This window comes from Salinicola corii, assembly GCF_008298015.1.
In the GTDB taxonomy this organism is placed as follows: domain Bacteria; phylum Pseudomonadota; class Gammaproteobacteria; order Pseudomonadales; family Halomonadaceae; genus Salinicola; species Salinicola corii.
Map to the genome: position 1 here is coordinate 183,986 of NZ_VTPX01000001.1, position 16,592 is coordinate 200,577.

Annotated in this window: 13 protein-coding genes; 6 read left to right on the forward strand and 7 right to left on the reverse strand. The window is 61.2% G+C overall.

All coding sequences use genetic code 11. The features are described from left to right. The first annotated feature begins 287 nt into the window (after window positions 1-287). Window positions 288-1,586 carry a carbohydrate porin gene (locus F0A16_RS00850; RefSeq protein WP_149433512.1) on the forward strand — a complete coding sequence of 433 codons (1,299 nt, stop codon included), beginning with the start codon at window positions 288-290 and terminating at the stop codon, window positions 1,584-1,586. A gap of 108 nt (window positions 1,587-1,694) precedes the next feature. On the opposite strand, the gene F0A16_RS00855 is transcribed toward F0A16_RS00850, so the two are convergent. Genes F0A16_RS00855 through F0A16_RS00865 form a run of 3 tightly spaced genes read right to left on the reverse strand, consistent with a single transcriptional unit; the run spans window position 1,695 to window position 4,408 of the window. Next, a complete protein-coding gene (locus F0A16_RS00855) occupies window positions 1,695-2,636 on the reverse strand; it encodes a PfkB family carbohydrate kinase (protein ID WP_149433513.1) in 942 nt (313 codons plus the stop codon). A gap of 3 nt (window positions 2,637-2,639) precedes the next feature. After that, the gene (locus F0A16_RS00860) at window positions 2,640-3,662 is read right to left on the reverse strand and encodes an ADP-ribosylglycohydrolase family protein (protein WP_149433514.1); all 1,023 of its coding nucleotides are present in this window, start codon (window positions 3,660-3,662) and stop codon (window positions 2,640-2,642) included. 2 nt (window positions 3,663-3,664) lie between these two features. Continuing rightward, window positions 3,665-4,408, reverse strand: a complete 744-nt coding sequence (locus F0A16_RS00865; protein ID WP_223119679.1) for a GntR family transcriptional regulator — start codon at window positions 4,406-4,408, stop codon at window positions 3,665-3,667. A gap of 180 nt (window positions 4,409-4,588) precedes the next feature. On the opposite strand from F0A16_RS00865, the gene F0A16_RS00870 reads away from it, so the two are divergent. Genes F0A16_RS00870 through F0A16_RS00890 form a run of 5 tightly spaced genes read left to right on the forward strand, consistent with a single transcriptional unit; the run spans window position 4,589 to window position 10,249 of the window. After that, complete coding sequence (locus F0A16_RS00870; RefSeq protein WP_149433515.1) at window positions 4,589-5,650, forward strand: ABC transporter substrate-binding protein; 1,062 nt, start codon at window positions 4,589-4,591, stop codon at window positions 5,648-5,650. 9 nt (window positions 5,651-5,659) lie between these two features. Beyond that, window positions 5,660-6,547 carry an ABC transporter permease gene (locus tag F0A16_RS00875; RefSeq protein ID WP_149433516.1) on the forward strand — a complete coding sequence of 296 codons (888 nt, stop codon included), beginning with the start codon at window positions 5,660-5,662 and terminating at the stop codon, window positions 6,545-6,547. After that, on the forward strand, window positions 6,544-7,329 hold the full coding sequence (locus tag F0A16_RS00880) for an ABC transporter permease (protein ID WP_149433517.1): 786 nt from the start codon (window positions 6,544-6,546) through the stop codon (window positions 7,327-7,329). The genes F0A16_RS00875 and F0A16_RS00880 overlap by 4 nt, the downstream gene beginning before the upstream one ends. Continuing rightward, the gene (locus F0A16_RS00885) at window positions 7,329-8,384 is read left to right on the forward strand and encodes an ABC transporter ATP-binding protein (RefSeq protein WP_149433518.1); all 1,056 of its coding nucleotides are present in this window, start codon (window positions 7,329-7,331) and stop codon (window positions 8,382-8,384) included. Before F0A16_RS00880 ends, F0A16_RS00885 begins: the two co-directional genes overlap by 1 nt. Beyond that, a complete protein-coding gene (locus F0A16_RS00890) occupies window positions 8,381-10,249 on the forward strand; it encodes an MGH1-like glycoside hydrolase domain-containing protein (RefSeq protein ID WP_149433519.1) in 1,869 nt (622 codons plus the stop codon). The genes F0A16_RS00885 and F0A16_RS00890 overlap by 4 nt, the downstream gene beginning before the upstream one ends. A gap of 189 nt (window positions 10,250-10,438) precedes the next feature. Here the strand turns inward: F0A16_RS00890 and F0A16_RS00895 are convergent, their stop codons facing one another. From F0A16_RS00895 to F0A16_RS00910, 4 genes are all read right to left on the reverse strand, one after another. Then, window positions 10,439-12,910 carry a glucose/quinate/shikimate family membrane-bound PQQ-dependent dehydrogenase gene (locus tag F0A16_RS00895; protein WP_149433520.1) on the reverse strand — a complete coding sequence of 824 codons (2,472 nt, stop codon included), beginning with the start codon at window positions 12,908-12,910 and terminating at the stop codon, window positions 10,439-10,441. A 341-nt stretch (window positions 12,911-13,251) separates the two neighbouring features. Then, window positions 13,252-14,778, reverse strand: a complete 1,527-nt coding sequence (locus F0A16_RS00900; protein ID WP_149433521.1) for a tripartite tricarboxylate transporter permease — start codon at window positions 14,776-14,778, stop codon at window positions 13,252-13,254. Window positions 14,779-14,780: 2 nt separating this feature from the next. Continuing rightward, window positions 14,781-15,323 (reverse strand): tripartite tricarboxylate transporter TctB family protein, encoded by a 543-nt coding sequence (locus F0A16_RS00905; RefSeq protein ID WP_187775870.1) that lies wholly within the window; start codon window positions 15,321-15,323, stop codon window positions 14,781-14,783. 80 nt (window positions 15,324-15,403) lie between these two features. Further along, complete coding sequence (locus F0A16_RS00910) at window positions 15,404-16,390, reverse strand: Bug family tripartite tricarboxylate transporter substrate binding protein (RefSeq protein WP_149433523.1); 987 nt, start codon at window positions 16,388-16,390, stop codon at window positions 15,404-15,406. Window positions 16,391-16,592: the final 202 nt, after the last annotated feature.

Sequence of the window (16,592 nt, forward strand, 5' to 3'; positions counted from 1 at the left end):
ACGATTGCCGAGCCTTCGTTCAAGATCCGTCGGTCGGCTTGATGGCGGTAGGGCTGGAACAGGAGACTACTGCGGGAGTTATTATTATAGAAATTAAATGATAATAGAATTTCGATAGTAATTTGCTATTTTGGTTGGGCCGATGTCGTCATGGCTCATCCTTTGGTCTACCTGAGTCGCCTCCTGAGTCGCCTCCTGAGCGCCTATCGGCTATCGAGGCGTGTGGATTAGGATTATTATTCTCTGCGCATTAATAACATGCTAACTATATTTTGGGAGGCCAGGCCATGGCAGATGCCACGTCACGGGTTATCGGAATCGGCGGCTTGTCGGCGATTTTATTGGGCAGTCTTGGGGTGATGGGTTCCGCGCAGGCGTACTCGGCTTTTTCTCCGGATTCCCCCTACATGCTGGGAGATTGGGGCGGGGAGCGCACCGCGCTGGAAGAGGCCGGGGTATCCTTCGACTTCGACTACGTGGGTGAAGCGGCGACCATTCTCGATGGCGGTTATCACGACAGCCACGTGAGCAAATACGCTGACCAGTTCGCGGTCGGGGCCAATTTCGATCTGGATCGCTTGCTGAGCATTCCGGATGCGGAATTTCAGGTCACCGTTACCAACCGTAACGGACACAGCGTCAACGACCGCCTTGGGGATCCCGGTGCGACAGTCGGGGGATCCAATGTGCAGGAAGTACAGGGGCGCGGGCCGGTGACGCGGCTGACACAGTTCTGGTACCGCCAGCGCTTCTTCGACGATGCGCTGGCCGTCAAGCTGGGTCGAATTCCTTTCGGCGATGACTTCGCCACCATCGACAGCAACTTCCAGAACCTGGCTTTCGGTGGCGCGCAACCCGGTAACTGGGGCAACAATATCTACAACTGGCCGATCGCCCAGTGGGCCGCGGTGATCCGCGCCAATGTCACGCCCGAGTGGTATGCCCAGGTCGGGGCTTTCAACATCAACGATAGCAATCTGGAGAACGATAACGGCTTCGATCTGCGCACCAGCGGCACCGAGGGCACCCTGTTCCCGGTGGAACTGGGTTATACCCCGACGCTGAACGGCATGGCCGGCGCCTACAAGCTCGGGTTCTACACCCAGAACGTCGACAACCGCGCCTATGGCGATGGTCCGGCGGATCGCACCAGCGATACCAATACCGGGCTCTACTACGTGGTCCAGCAGCAGGTAACGACACGCGATGGCAGCCCCGATCGCGGGCTGACGCTGTTCAGCATGGGCAATACCAACCATGGCGATACCGCGGGTATCGATCGCTATGTCTCGGTCGGCGCAACCTATCAGGGGCCGTTCGATGCGCGTCCGCAGGACGATGCCGGCATCGGTTTGGCCTATCTGCACGTCAACGACTACGTCGATTATTACAACGCCACGACGAGCGGTTCGCTCTCGCCGCTGCCGCGTCAGGGCCACGAGTACGACGCCGAGGTCTACTACAGCTTCAACCTGACCGGCTACCTGACGCTGCGGCCCAACCTGCAGTACGTGGCCAATCCGTCGGCCGTGGATTCGGTCGACAATGCCTGGGTCGCGGGTACCACGGTCAAGGCGAGTTTCTGAGCATGTAGACAATGGTCGGTATTCAAGGATGAGGTCAATGCTCGACTTTGGCCTCAGAAGTGACTCGATGGTCCTGTTCGACAGCTTCGTTTCGATGACGTTTTTCGACTAACTTGCGCGGTGGGTCATGAGATAGCGCTCCAGCTCCTCGCGATGGGGGGCTGTTGCCGGTCCTCGGCGAGAAACGGCAATAGCGGCCGCGGCATTGGCGGCGACACAAGCGTCATGAAGGCTCACGCCTTCGGCCAGCGCGGCTATCAGAACGCCGGTATGGGCATCTCCTGCACCGTTGGTGTCGATGGCCTCGCTAGGGAATCCAGCGATCAATTCGGCTTTTCCTGCTTCGCGAAGCCAGCAGCCACGCGGACCGTCGCGCACGACGATCCTCGCCGTTTCGGATAAACGATGGGCGATCATCGACAATGATTCGTCGAGGCCGACGATGCCGGTGAACTGACGTGTCTCGTCGGCATTGCTGCTCCATAGCGTGATGCGTGGCAGCAGCTGCTCGAGCAGCGTGGGAACGATCCGGGCCAGCATCGGGCCAGGATCGAAGACGACGGGAATGTCTCGGGTCAGACTGTCGAGCCAGTCGAGCAGTGGTGCAGCCTTGTCGGCATATGCCAGGCTATATCCGCTGACGTAAATCCAGTCCTGCGCCATGAGTGGAACGGCGTCGAGCGTCTCGATGTCGATTCGACTCTCGACTCCCGCTTGGGAAACGAAGGTGCGCTCGCCTTGGCCATCGATCAGCGCCACGCAGAAGCCGCTGTCGCCATGCTGGTCGGTATCGCTGGCGAGTATCACGTCCTCACTGCGTAGCGCCTCGCGAACCCTCTCTCCCATCGGTCCGATACCGTGACCGCCGGCATAGACCACGCGCATGCCATAACGACGCGCGGCCGTCATCACGTTGAAGCCACCGCCAACGTGATGTTCGGTCGAACTGGCCATGACGTCGCTGCCGGGCGTCGGAACAGCCTCGACGGTCATGACGATATCGACGATTGCCTGGCCGGTGTGCCATAGCTTGGGCGAGGTGTCGGTCATGTTTTATGCACCTTCACGCAGGGCAAGCAGGGCGTCGATTGTTGGCTCGAACTCGAGTCGATTGACCTGTTGGACCTGAGCGATCAGATTGCTCGGCAGCGCGTTCAGGCCTAGGCAGGCACCCAACATGGCGCCGAGGATGGCGGCGATGGTATCGGTGTCGCCGCCCAGGCTAGCGGCAAGGCAGAGCGCGCGTTCCGGGTCGTCACCGGCATGTTCGGCAAGGGCGAAGGCGGCCACCACCGATTCCTGCGCGAGTACCGAGGTGCCGACCAGATCGTTGAGATAAGTGATGGCTTCGGCATCGCTGGTTTCCTCCAGTAGCCGCCGCGCCCAGCCAATGCGGGGCGCGATACGCGCGCCGGCGAACCAATGACCGCAGGCTCCGCCCCGTTCGGCGAAGTCGATGCCGACTTGAATCGCCTCGGACAAACTCGCGCCGTTGAGTCCGGCGGAAATCGTCGCTGCTACCGCCGCGGCGCTGGCGATACCGAGCCCGGTATTGTGAGTCACGCTACTCGCAGCCTGGACAGCCGCGAGAAAAAGCTCGGGTGCGCGCACATCAAATGCGATGCCGACCGGCGTGATGCGCATCGCCGCGCCGTTGGTGGCGCCGAAGCGTCCTGCTTCTTCGGGCGCGATCCCTTCGGTGATACGTTCCAGCGCGCGCTTGGTGGACGGGCCGAGCAGATCCAGCGATCCGCGCGTGCGCATGTCGTCCTCCCAGGCGATAAGGCGCCGGGCGAAATCAAGCGGGGCGATGCTTCCACGGCCCTCGATCAACAGATCCGCCACCAACATTGCCTGTTCGGTATCGTCAGTAATGCTACCCGCCGGCATATCGGGGGCGATGGGTTGGTCGGCGCGGGCATCGACCAGCGTGGTTATCTCGCCGAATGTTTCGACGATCTGAGCGCGGCTCAGTGATTGGGTCGGCATGCCCAGAGCATCGCCCAAGGCGAGCCCGTAGAAAGCGCCGAGCGCGCGCTGGCGAGTCGAGTTAGCGTGATCGGCGGCGTCGGGCATGATCAGATTCCAAAATGCAGGTGAAGTCGAAAATGGGTCGGATCGAGCAGGCTCACCACGTGCTCGACCAGTGAGCCGTCATGGCTGAAGGTCGTTCGCGTGGAGCGTAGAAAAGGCGCGCCGACGTCACGTGCCAGCAGGGTGGCGTCTTCGGTGTCGAGATAAGCGATATCGACACTCTGCTCGCCGCGTTCGACCTCTAGCCCTGCGGATTTGAGTGTGGCGGTCAAAGAACCATCAATCAGGCCGCGTTGCGGAAGATCTGCCAGCGCTGGTAAAGCGGGTATGCGCGAGCGTTCCAGCGAGACGAACTGGCCGTCGCCGGTGAAGCGCCGACGATCCACGGCAATACATCGTTCGATACCATGGTGAGCCTGCAAGCTGGAATCCTTTATCGTCGCCAGCCGCAGCAGCTCCACCTCGAGCCCAGCGCCCGAGTCGGCCAGTGCCCGAGCCCAACCCCGCTGCTGGTCAATTTCCACCCCATCATAGGTCACGATGGAGCCGACGCCTGTCTGCGTTGCGATATAGCGTTGACGTTTTAGTTCGAGCAGCGCTTCGCGCAGAGTGCCACGACTGACCTTGAGTTCTTCGGCGAGTTGGTGCTCACCGGGTAACCGCTTGCCACGATGCAACCGGCCGCTACGAATCCGTCGGGTCAGCTCATCAATAACGCGTTGCTTCTTGTCAAATCGAACAGGTTTGTGCATGTTTGTTCTTGTACAGTGAAGCGAAACGTCGTTCAAGCGATTTGCGTCGATGTTGGCAACATGACGTGGCCATCAACGATAGTGCGGTCTGTTAGGCGTTCAGCCGGGTGAGGCGTGATGCCAAAGTCACCGTGACAAGTGACGCTCAAGAGGTGAGTGATCGAGAAGCATTGTGGCAGTGGCCTGAAAATAATCTGACAATGAAGAGGCAACACCATGAAAGGATATGGCTGCATCCGTTCCATCGTGCTGGCCGTGAGCTTGGCCTTGGCCTCCGGTCTCGTACAGGCCGACACGATTCGTGTGCTCAATTGGCAAGGATACGGGACCGACGAGGACTGGTCTCTCGAGAAATTTGAGAAAGCGACTGGTAATACCGTCGAACACGAATATTTCAACTCCGAGCAGGAGATGTTGACCAAGCTACGTACCAATCCTGGCACTTACGATGTCGTGCTGATCAACTCTGCCTACACTCGGCAGGCGGCCGAAGAGGGGCTGATCCAGCCGCTCGATCTGGCCGACTATCCGCACAGCGACGGTCTGCAACCACGCCTCGCCCACAATCCCAACCTCGAGTACGACGGCAAACTCTATGGCGTCGCCTGGCTGTGGGGCGTCACTTCATTCGCGATCAATACCGGGGCGTTCGACGAGAAGCCCAATTCCATCATGGAACTCTGGAATCCCGAGCACGCGGGTCGTCTCGGCTGGCGCGACGATGCGGTGGAGTCTTGCCAGTTCGCCGCGCTGGCGACCGGGCAGGACATCAACGATCCGAGCGACTACGACGTTATCCGCGAACGCCTGCACGCGCTCAAGCCGCAGATTCGTACCTTCTGGAACTCCGAGAACGAGTGGAACCAGTACATGTCTTCCGGAGAGTTCGACCTCGCGACCTACTGGAGCGGTTCAGCGGCGCGCTCGAAGCAGAACTTCGGTTTGCCGATCGAGTTCGTGGTGCCTCGCGAGGGTGCCATTGCCTGGCTCGATGGCCTTTCGCTGCCGACCGATGTGCCGCATCCCGAAGCCGCCAAGCAGTTCATCGACTGGATGATCGACCCTGAATTCTACGTGCAGTGGGATACCGAAGTGGGCGCGCCGATCTCGGCCAACGAGCAGGCGGTCGCACAACTGCCCGACGGGGCATTCAACAAGCAACTGATCGCGCAGCTCAAGGAGGTCGAGAACTTGCCGTTCATGGGGCCCATGAGCGACGAAACGCGAGAGAAGATGCTCGAGGTGTGGCAGGAAACCAAGACTTTCTACCAGGAGTAATTCACGGCGATGGCTGTTTCCGACACCACGACTGCGCCGATACGTCGCCATCGACCCTCGAATGCCAGAAGCATTCTAGGGCTGACCGGCCCGGCTTATCTATGGCTGGTCATTACCATACTCCTGCCGCTGGCGGCGATGTTCTACTTTAGCTTCCTGAGCGACGTGCCGCTGCCGGGGCGCGATTGGCAGGTGACGCTGTCCAACTACACCGCCTTTTTCCAGCAGGATTTCTATCGCACGCTGATGCTGCGTTCGCTACGTCTCGGTTTCGAGGTGGCATTGTGGTGTTTCGTCATTGGCTTCCCTTGCGCCTATGTGCTGGCCAAAACGATCAAGGGGCGCTGGCGCGAAGCGCTGTTTCTGATGGTGATCATCCCGTTCTGGAGCAATGCGCTCATCCGTGTGTTTTCCTGGACCATGGTGCTGCGCGGCAACGGTATTCTGGAGCGTTTTCTCGACTGGCTGATTCCCGGCTTCGGTTCGCTCAACCTGATGTTTACCTATGAGGCGGTGGTGATCGGACTGGTCCACTCCTATCTGCCGTACATGATCCTTACCTGCTACATCTCGCTGTCGACCATCGACGACGATCTGATCGATGCCGCGCGCTCGATGGGCGCCAGCCGATTGACGGTGCTGCGTCGAATCATTCTACCGCTGTCGATGCCGGGCATTGTCGCCGGCGCGGTGCTGATCTTCGTGCCGGTGATCGGTTCGTTCATGGAGCCGCGCATACTCGGTGGCCGGGAAGGCACCTTTCTGGGGACGGTGATCGAGGATCAGTTCACCTCGGTGTTCAACTGGCCGCTGGGGGCGGCGTTGTCGTTCATTCTGCTGGCCTGTGTGATGGTCATCTTCGCCGTCTTCCAGCCGATCCTGAGGAGGGCGTCATGAAAGCGCGACCGGTCAACCTGTTGGGGCGAGTCTATCTCGGCCTGGTGCTAGTGTTTCTGTACGTGCCGATCCTGGTGATGGCAGCGATGTCGTTCAACTCGTCGCAGTTCTACATGCTGCCGATCGATTGGAGCTTCGACTGGTACGTCAAGCTGGCTCACAACGATCGCTTGCTGGAGGCTGCACGCAACAGCATTCTGGTGGCGCTGGTCACCACGGTGATCGCCAGTGTGTTGGGTACGGCAGCATCGATTGCCTTTTTCCGCTACGACTTTCGCTTCAAGAAAGTGTTACAGGCGGCGCTGTTCCCGCCGATCGCCATTCCGTGGTTGATCACCGGCACGGCGATGCTGCTGTTCTTCTTCTGGAGCGGCATCGGGAGGGGGCTGCATGCGATGATTCTAGGCCACGTCGCCCTGGCGTTGCCCTATGTGATCATCGTCGTGTCGGCGCGGATCAAGGGCTTCGATCCCGACCTGGAGGCTGCGGCACGCTCGTTGGGCGCCAGTCCGTGGCAGGTGATTCGTCACGTCACACTGCCGTACCTTGCGCCCGGTTTCATCGCCGGGGCGCTGTTCGCCTTCGCGGTATCGTTCGATCAGTTCGTGATTTCCTATTTCCTCTCCGTGCCCGGCGTCAGCACGCTGCCGGTGGAGATCTATACCGCGATCAAGAAAGGCTTCACGCCGGAGATCAACGCCATCTCCACCATCGTGATCGTCTTCTCCATCACCCTGTTGGTGATCGTGTCCCGTTTCTACCGCTTTGGAGGCGATCGCTGATGGCATCTGTCACCGTTTCCCACGTCAGCAAATCCTTCGGCGACTTCCAGGCGCTGTCGGATGTCTCGATCGAGTTCGCTGATGGCGGCTTCTACGCGCTGTTGGGGCCTTCCGGTAGCGGCAAGACCACGCTCTTGCGCCAGATCGCCGGGTTCAGCTTCCCCGACAGCGGCGAAATCCGCATCGGTGGCGAAGCGGTGGAGTCCGTGCCGGTGGAGAAGCGCAACATCGGCATGATGTTCCAGAACTACGCGTTGTTTCCCAACATGAGCGTGTTCGACAACGTCGCCTTCGGGCTGATGGTGCGCGACACCCCCAGGAGCGAGATCAAGGCGCGCGTTGGCGAGGCACTGGAGCTGGTACGGCTTTCCGGCTATGACGAGCGCAAGCCGCATCAACTCTCCGGTGGCCAGCGCCAGCGCGTGGCGCTGGCCCGCGCGATCGTTTTCCGCCCGCAAGTGCTGCTGCTCGACGAGCCGCTCAGCGCACTCGACAAAGCCCTGCGACTTGGCATGCAGGTAGAGCTGAAACGTATCCAGCGCGAGGTGGGAATCACCACGATCTTCGTCACTCACGATCAGGAAGAAGCGTTGACGTTGAGCGACAAGGTCGGTGTGCTCAAGGATGGCAAGCTGCTCCAGGAAGGCACGCCTCGCGAACTCTACGAGCGACCGAGGACCGCCTTTGCGGCAACGTTCCTGGGGGATGCCAATCTGTTCAACGGTATTGCCGACGACGGCGAACTGGCGCTTGCCGATGGCACGCGATTGCGAACCCTCGAGCCGCTGGCTAGATCGGGTCGGATGACTTGCGCGGTACGCCCGGAGAAGATCGCCATCGTCGAGGACAGCGCACAGCTTTCCAGCGACAGCAACGTCCTGGAGGCCGAACTCGAACAGACCATTTTCGCTGGCAACAGCCTGAGCTATCTGCTGCGACATGGCGATACCAGCCTGCGCGTCTTCGCCCAGAATCGTGCGGCGGCTGACTTGCAGCCCGGCCAGCGGGTGCGCCTGGCCTGGTGCTCGGCAGATACCATCCCGGTCGAAGCATGAGCAGGGAAAGAAAGCGACGTCTTGGATGGGGAACCTGGAACCCGGATCGGCCAGCGGAACTGGTGCATCCGGAACTCGACATTCGTTTGACGCCAGTGCTTTATGCGGCCAGCGCCAACGACGTCTCGCTGCTGGCGCCTGGTGAGACCCGACTCGGTATGCGCTCGCTGGACGGACGGGAAGCACGCCTGCGCAGTGAATTCCACGGCACGGTGCTCGACTGGCGGTTCCGATTCGGCGAGAGCGGTGTCGAGATCGAATGGCGGACCCGAAAGAGCGGCGAATGGGGCTTGCGCTTCTGGGTTGCCCTGGTTGCCAGCGGCGGCAGTGGCTGGTATTTCGACGAAGCGACCAGCGAGCTGCAGGCCGAAGCAAGCGGCGGACTCGGAGATAAAGCGAGTGGGCGACTGCGTATAAGAGCAGCCAACGCACCTCTATTGACCACGTTTCATGAGAATCTCGACGCGCTGTGCGACGAGTTCGTCGACAAAGGCTACTTCTATCTCGGTTCGCGGGGAACGAGCGGCCCCGTCGCGGCTCTACGCTTCAATCTGGAAGAGGCGTCCCGGCAGCGTATCGTTTGTCGGGCCTGGCCCTGCGGTACCCCTGAATTGACTCAGGACGACTGGACGCTCGCCGATGATCATCCGTCCGGCAGCGCGCAGCAGGCGCTGCAGGCGATCAACGATGTGATGCGCTGGAATCATGTCTATGACGCCATCAATCGGCGGCCTTATACCGGGTTGACCCGCTTCTGGAGCGCGCGGAAATTCGGCGGTTTCGGCGTATGGCTTGACGATGTCGCCTTCAACGCCTGGCTCTGGGGGCATGTCGATCTTCAAGGCGCCAAGGACAATTTGGCGGCGATCTTCGCCTTCCAGACCGAGGCGGGTAATTTCCCCTGCCTGGTGACCGGCAACGACGCTTGGGTCGACCGGACCCAACTGCCGATTCTCGGCTATGTGGTGTGGAATCTCTATCAGCGTAGCGGCGACGAATCCTTGATCCACTGGGCCTTCCACAAGCTGTTGGCCAACTTCGACTGGTGGTGGCGCCATCGTGAGCTGGGCGGCGCGGGGCTGGTGGCTTACGGCACCACACCGGGTGTGGGGCGGGGCTTGTATCGCGGCACCAAGCTGGGCGCCAAGAACGAGTCCGCGATGGATAACAGCCCGATCCACGACGATGCGCCGTTCGATCCCGAGACGGGACTGCTTCAGGCTTTCGATGTCGGCGCCAACAGCCTGCTGGCGCTGGACAACGAGATGCTGGTGCTGATGGCCGATCTGTTGGGAGAGAAGGATGTTGCCGCCCGCCTGAGAGCGCGGCACACGGATCACGTTGCGCGAATACGCGATCAGTTATGGGATGGCGAACGTGGCGTGTTCGCCAACCGGCTGCGTGACGGCAGCTTCGTACGCCAGTTGGCGCCGACCTCGTTCTATCCGTTGGTGGCCGCCGCGGCGACGCCCGAGCAAATTACCTCACTGGTGGATAATTATCTGATGCCATGGGAAAAGTTTGGCGGCGATGTCGCGCTGCCTTCGGTCGCTCGCGACGATCCCTGTTACGCGGACAACGTCTACTGGCGCGGTCGCGTCTGGCCGACGCTCAATTTTTGGACTCAGCGTGGCCTACACCGTGCCGGGCTGCACGACCAGGCTCGAGCGCTCGCGGAAAAAAGCTGGCGGTTGTTCCAGGTTGGTTGGAAAAATCGAATCTGTGGCGAGAATTTCCACGCTGAGACTGGGGCCGTCACAGATCAGCCGGATACCGATACCTTCTATTCCTGGGGAGCATTGATGGCGGCGCTGGCCATTGCCCAGATTGGTGATGTGACGCCCTGGGATGTCGAGACGAAGTGACCTGATAACTGCCTGATAACGCATTCCGGTCATTTGGCGTGCGATGCAGTATGTGGTGTGGTCGCGGGTGCCACGATCAAGGCGAGTTTCTAGTCTTGCCGGCGCAACCGATGGCCGATGAACGCATCGGAACAACGCAAAAACGGCTGCCCGAGGGCAGCCGTTTTCAATGGTGACGCTTCGATGGAATCAGTTCGAATCGTCGCCTTCGGGTAGCGCATAGGCTACGACGTAGTCGCCCTGTTTCGTGCCCAGCGAGCCATGACCACCGGCCATGACCAGAACATACTGGCGTCCATCCTGGCCTTCGTAGGTCATCGGCGTAGTCTGGCCGCCGGCGGGCAGCCGGCCTTTCCACAGCTCGCTGCCGTTGGTGACGTCGTAGGCGCGCAGGTACTGGTCCAGCGTGCCGCTGAGGAAGGCTACGCCGCCGCCGGTCATGATCGGGCCGCCCAGCGCGGGCACACCCATCGGCAGCGGCATCGGCACCGGCGCGCTGTCGCGAACCGTGCCATTCTTGTGCTGCCAGACGGTCTGGTGGTTGTTCAGATCGACGCCCGCCACGTAACCCCAGGGCGGCGCCTGGCAGGGGAGGCCGAGCCTGGACAGGAACGCTCCCATGATCACGCCGTAGGGCGCACCCGCATTGGGCTGAACGCCTTCGGTCTCGCTGATGCGTTCGCCGCCATCGGCCTGCTCGCGCGGCACCAGTTGCGAGGTGAATGCCATGTAGGCCGGGCTGGCGAAGGCGATCTGACGTTCGGGGTCGACCGCGATGCCGCCCCAATCGAACACGCCGAAGTTACCCGGGTAGACCAATGAACCCTGCAGTGATGGCGGCGTGTACATACCTTCGTAGCGCAATGACTGGAACTGGATGCGGCACAGCATCTGATCCAGCGGTGTCACCCCCCACATATCCTTGCCATGCAGCATATCCGGGGAGAAGTTCAGCTCAGAGTGCGGCTGAGTCGCTGCGGTCCGGTCGCCTTCCACGGCGCCCTGCGGTGCCTCGATTTCATGGATCGGCACGATCGCCTCGCCGGTGCGTCGGTCGAGTACGTAGATACTGCCCTGCTTGGTGGAGGCCATCAGCGCCGGCTTGACGCCTTCGTCGGTCTGGATATCGACCAGCGACGGCTGACCGCCCACGTCCATATCCCACAGATCGTGATGGGTGAACTGGTGAGTCCAGCGAACCTGACCGGTATCGATATCCAGCGCGGTGACGCCGGCGCTGTACTTCCCTGCTTCCGGCGTGCGGTTGCCGCCCCATTGGTCTGGCATCTGGTTGCCCATCGGCAGGTAGATCAGGCCGAGTTCGCTATCGACGCTCATCACCGACCACATGTTGGGCGAGTTGCGGGTATAGGTCTCGTCGAAGCCGATCGGTGTGGTCTCGTCCGGGTTGCCGCTGTCCCAGTTCCAGACCAGGTGGCCGTCCTTGGCATCGTAGGCGCGAATGACGCCGGAAGGCTCGTTGGTGGACTCGTTGTCGGTCACGTGGCCACCGATGATCACCAGGCCATGGGCCACGGAGGGCGGTGACGTGGAGTAGTAGCCGCCGGCCGTGAAACTGCCGATATTTTGGGTCAGGTCGATAGACCCGTTATCACCGAAACCGGGACACATTTCACCGGTGTCGGCATTCAAGGCGATCAGACGCGTATCGGCGGTCGGCAGAAACAACCGACGCGGGCAGGTAGCCGTGGGCTCGTCTTCCACGCTGGCAGGTATGCCATCGTCGCCATTCGCGGCGTTTTCGCTGGCGTCGACATCGGCGCTGGCATAGGCCGGTTCGGCAGCATCGCCGTCATCTTCGTAATAGGCGACGCCACGGCAGGTCATGTGCGCCCAGCCCTTGAAGCTGTCGGCACTCTGGGTACTCAGCTTGGGGTCGAAACGCCATAGCTCATTGCCGCTATCCGGATCGAGGGCGATCACCTGGCTGTGCGGGGTACATACGTACAGCTTGCCGTTGACCTTGAGCGGGGTGTTCTCGGCGGTGGTCTCCGACGGGTCGTCGGGGCCCGGAATGTCGCCGGTCCGATAGCGCCAGACTTCTTCCAGTTTACCGACGTTCTGCGGAGTGATCTGATCGAGGGGCGAGTAGCGCTGGCCGCGTTCGGTGCCCCCATAGGAGGGCCAGTCGCCATTCATGGTGTCCGCCACGGCATCGTTCTGGCCGGGTGCATCGCGGGTGATCGTACCGTCGACGTCGTGCGGGTGGGTGAACTGGCTGGCGACGGCAGTCAGACCGGCGAGGACGACGGCAATCGAGAGCGCAGCGGCGCTGGCGCTCTTCATGCGTGTGATGCCCAGCGGGCGGCGAACCCAGGGCAGCAGTAACACGATACCCAACACGAACCACATGGCCAGGCGGGGCACCAGTTGCCACCAGTCCAGCCCGACTTCCCGGAGCGACCAGACCGTGGAGGCCAGCAGGAAAAGGGCGAAAAGCCAGATCGCGGCGCGTCTGGCGGCTATCAACAACAACCCGGTCAGGCCGACGCCGATTCCGGCAATCAGGTAGTACCAGGAACCGCCAAGTTGGCTCAGTTTGATGCCGCCAATCAGCATCGCAAGACCCAGCAGGGTCAGGATCAGGCCGACCAGGCTGGGCAACAGGCGTGTCTTGCTCAACGCCCCGCGCGTTTTCATGAATGTCTCCCTCGGAGGATCGAATGGCTCAGGCCGTGATCGTTTTACAGCTACGGCTAAAGTCTAAGGCCGCTGTGCAGCGAGCGTAAAAATACATCATTTAGTTAACAGGCTAAAGTTAATTTCCTCTCTGATGCTGTTGCCGCGCCCGCGTAACCCTTTTCGAACATGACGCGATTGGTTCTCGTCATAGGTCGGCATTGGATAATGTGATTATTTTTCAATTTTGCGATAGGGCGGATATCGAAGACGGAAAAGGTAGGGCGCCGTCATCGCTGGATTCGATGGCGGCGCTCTGTGGGCAGGACGACAAAACCGGCCATCCAGGAGGGGACAGGGCACTAGGCCGGTGGCGTCCCCAGCCCACGGTCCTTGGGCTTGCGGATCACCATGAAGTAGAAGAACACCGCGGTCAGTGCGATGAAGAAGAGACTGTCCGGGCTGGTGAAGAAGATCAGCGGGTTACCGTCGTTGATGGAAAGCGCTCGACGGCAGTACTCCTCCAGGCTCGGACCGAGCACGAACCCCAGCAGCAGGCAGACGGTGGGATACTTCTGCTTGCGCAGGTAGTAGGCCAGCACACCGAACACCAATGCCAGCGCCATCTGGAACGTGGAGTAGGTGGCCACATAGCTGCCCACCAGTGCCACGATGGCAATGCTCGAGTAGAGCACGTCACGGCGGATCGACACGATCTTGAGAAAGTAGGGACCGAGCAGGTAGAGCGTCAGCGGAATCAGGATCAGGGCGCTGACGAACAGCGAGGCGAACATCGGCGCGATCAGGTCGAGCTGCTGGGTCATGAACTGCGGGCCGGGCTGGAGGCCGTTGATCACCAGCACGCCGAGCACGATGGCGGTGGTCGGATCGCCGGGGATGCCGAACGTCAGCATCGGCACGAACGCGCCGCCGCACATCGAGTTGTTGGCGCATTCTGCCGCCGCGATACCTTCCGGGTTGCCCTTGCCGTAACGCTCCGGATGCTTGGAGGAGCGCATCGATTCGGCGTAGGAGACGAAAGCCGCCATCGAGCCGCCGGCGCCGGGGAGAATGCCGACCGCGTAGCCGATGACCGCGCTTTTCAGGTAGCGCAGTGCGCCGATCTCGCGGACTTCAGATAGCGGCGGGATGAAATCGCGACGTCTCACCTTGGCCGCCTTGATCATGCTCGGGTCGACGGTGCGGGTGCTACGGCTGTCGGCTTGGACCAGGAGCTCGCTGATGGCGAAGGTGCCGATGATCAGCGGCATCATGTCGATGCCCTGAACCAGCACGCCGGTGCCGAAGGTAAAGCGGGCCAGCGGCTGGACCACGTCGATGCCGATGGTGGCGATCATGACGCCGAACAGGGTCGCGATCATGCCCTTGGTGATCGATCCGCGCTGGGAAATGATGATCACGATCAGCGCAAAGGCGATCAGCGAGAACTTGCCCGGCGTGCGGATCAGCAGGGCCACGTCCGCCGCCAGCGGTGCCATCACCATCAGCAGCAGGGCGCCCAGCGAACCGCCGATCATCGAGCCTAGTGCGGCGTGACCGAGCGCCTTGGCACCCTCGCCGCGCTGCTGCATCGGGTAACCTTCCAGGGCGGTCATCATCGAGGATGGCGCACCGGGGATGTTGATGGTGGTGGCGGTGATGCTGCCGCTGCACATTCCCGCCATGAAGATGCTGGCGCAAGCCACCAGTGCCGTGGTCACGTCGAGGCTGTAGGTCAGCGGCAACAGCAGGGCAATGGCCAGTACCGAGGTCAGCCCCGGCACCGCGCCGAAGAAGGTGCCGATCAGGAAACCCCCGATCATGTAGAGTAGGGTTTCGGGATTGGCGAGGGCGGCGAAGCCACCAAGCAGCCCGGAGATCGCGTCCATGATCATTGACTCCAGAGAGTGGGCAGGCGGACCTGGAAGACGACCTCGAACAGCAGATAGCCCGCCAGGGTGATGGCGGCGGCGGCGATCAGCTTGGTCAGCCATTTATCGCGGAAGCCGCCGCCGAACAGACAGCAAAGCAGCAGTACGTAGACGAATGTGGCGACGAAATAGCCGATCAGATCGAACGCCAGCAGATAGCCCGCCGTCAGCACGACGACGCCGATCGCGCCGAGGGAGAGCCCGGCGTACTGGCGGCCGCTGGGAATCTCATCGTGGCTTTCCGCGTCGATGGACGACGATTCGGCGGATGCCCTGGCCCTGCCGCGCAGCGCATGAATCATGGCGCAGGAGAGCGCAATCAGCATGATGATCGCGGTCGCGATGGGGAAGAAGGACGCGGTCATGTTGCCGGCCTTCATCGGCGGACCAAGCTGGATCGCCGAGATCAGATAGACCAGGGTGATGAGCGCAAGCACCGCCGGCACGAAGAATTCACCACTCAGTCCAGCGCGTCGGGAAGAGTGCGGAGATGACGGTTTCAACGACATAGGGCACCTGAAGTCGCAGCGCTGCGCCATGCGAACGGCATGGCGCAGTGTGGATAGGAACGAACGCGAGTGGTCTATTTTTCCAGCACGCCCTGGTCGACCAGCTCATCCATGGTGTTGAAGAGCTGCTGCTGGGTATCGTTCGCCCACTGGGTCACGTCGTCGGCTCCCAGCCAGGCGGGCGTCACGCCGATCTGTTTCAGCCACTGCTGGAATTCGTCACTCTCATAGGCCTTGTGGTACGTGGCTTCCAGCTTCTCGATCACGTCGTCCGGCGTACGCGCCGGGGCCACCATGATGATGAAGCTACCCATCTGCAGGTCGAGGCCGGTATCGGTCTCGGTCTCGGTGACCGGCGGTACATTGGGGAAGCCTTCATTCTGGGTGTCGGAAAATTCGACCAGACCGCGCGCCTGGCCGGACTCGATCAGCGGTGCCAGATCGCCGAGACTGGTGACGACGGCATCGACTTCACCGTTGAGCAGGGCTTCCTTTTGCGACGCTGCGCTGTTGTCGTAGGAGACGATCTTGAACTTGGCGCCGGTCTGTTCCTGGAGCTGCAGCAGCGTCAGATGGGTTCTGGCCCCCATGTTCTGGATGCCGACGCGGATACTGTTGGGCTTTTCCTTGGCCGCGGCAATCAGGTCATCCAGCGTCTTGTAAGGAGAGTTTTCCGGCACGGTGATCGCATCGGCTTCGCTGGTGATGCGCGCAATCATGCGCATCTTGTCCATGTCGAAGCCGGGCAGCATGTTCTTCCACGGGATCGTGATGATGCTGTCATAGGTGATCGCGGCGATGGTCTGTCCGTCCGGGCGCGCTTTCATCAACTGGAGCAGGCCGGTTGCCGTCATGCCGCCTTCCACGTTCTCGACATACATCGAGACGGGCAGCGACTCTTCGGCGATGTTGGAGGCCTTGCGAACGATGGCGTCGGTACCGCCGCCGGCGGCTGCCGGCACGATGACGCGGATATCCCGATTCGGGAAGTCGGCTTGGGCGGTGCCTACCGTCAGTGATGCCAGGCAGGCGATTCCCAGCAGGGTTTTCTTGAACGTCATGAGGTAATCCTTGGCAGTGGGTGGACTTCGAGAGTGGGGGCGGCAGATCGAGGAGCGCTTGTGGTTGGAGGAGTGCACCTGGACCCGGCTGATTGGCTTGTGCCTTTGTAGTCGGTTTATTCGTACGATGTAATACAACCTTGGTTTGACACCGTGCATCTGGCCGAGCGACGGCACCAGTCGGTCGAGGCATCGGCACGTA

Bases quoted from the DNA above. Each gene is read 5' to 3' on its own strand.
- F0A16_RS00910 (WP_149433523.1), bottom strand. From the start codon at position 16,390: ATGACGTTCAAGAAAACCCTGCTGGGAATCGCCTGCCTGGCATCACTG.
- F0A16_RS00855 (WP_149433513.1), bottom strand. From the start codon at position 2,636: ATGACCGACACCTCGCCCAAGCTATGGCACACCGGCCAGGCAATCGTC.
- F0A16_RS00890 (WP_149433519.1), top strand. From the start codon at position 8,381: ATGAGCAGGGAAAGAAAGCGACGTCTTGGATGGGGAACCTGGAACCCG.
- F0A16_RS00860 (WP_149433514.1), bottom strand. From the start codon at position 3,662: ATGCCCGACGCCGCCGATCACGCTAACTCGACTCGCCAGCGCGCGCTC.
- F0A16_RS00880 (WP_149433517.1), top strand. From the start codon at position 6,544: ATGAAAGCGCGACCGGTCAACCTGTTGGGGCGAGTCTATCTCGGCCTG.
- F0A16_RS00875 (WP_149433516.1), top strand. From the start codon at position 5,660: ATGGCTGTTTCCGACACCACGACTGCGCCGATACGTCGCCATCGACCC.
- F0A16_RS00870 (WP_149433515.1), top strand. From the start codon at position 4,589: ATGAAAGGATATGGCTGCATCCGTTCCATCGTGCTGGCCGTGAGCTTG.
- F0A16_RS00885 (WP_149433518.1), top strand. From the start codon at position 7,329: ATGGCATCTGTCACCGTTTCCCACGTCAGCAAATCCTTCGGCGACTTC.
- F0A16_RS00895 (WP_149433520.1), bottom strand. From the start codon at position 12,910: ATGAAAACGCGCGGGGCGTTGAGCAAGACACGCCTGTTGCCCAGCCTG.
- F0A16_RS00850 (WP_149433512.1), top strand. From the start codon at position 288: ATGGCAGATGCCACGTCACGGGTTATCGGAATCGGCGGCTTGTCGGCG.
- F0A16_RS00900 (WP_149433521.1), bottom strand. From the start codon at position 14,778: ATGGACGCGATCTCCGGGCTGCTTGGTGGCTTCGCCGCCCTCGCCAAT.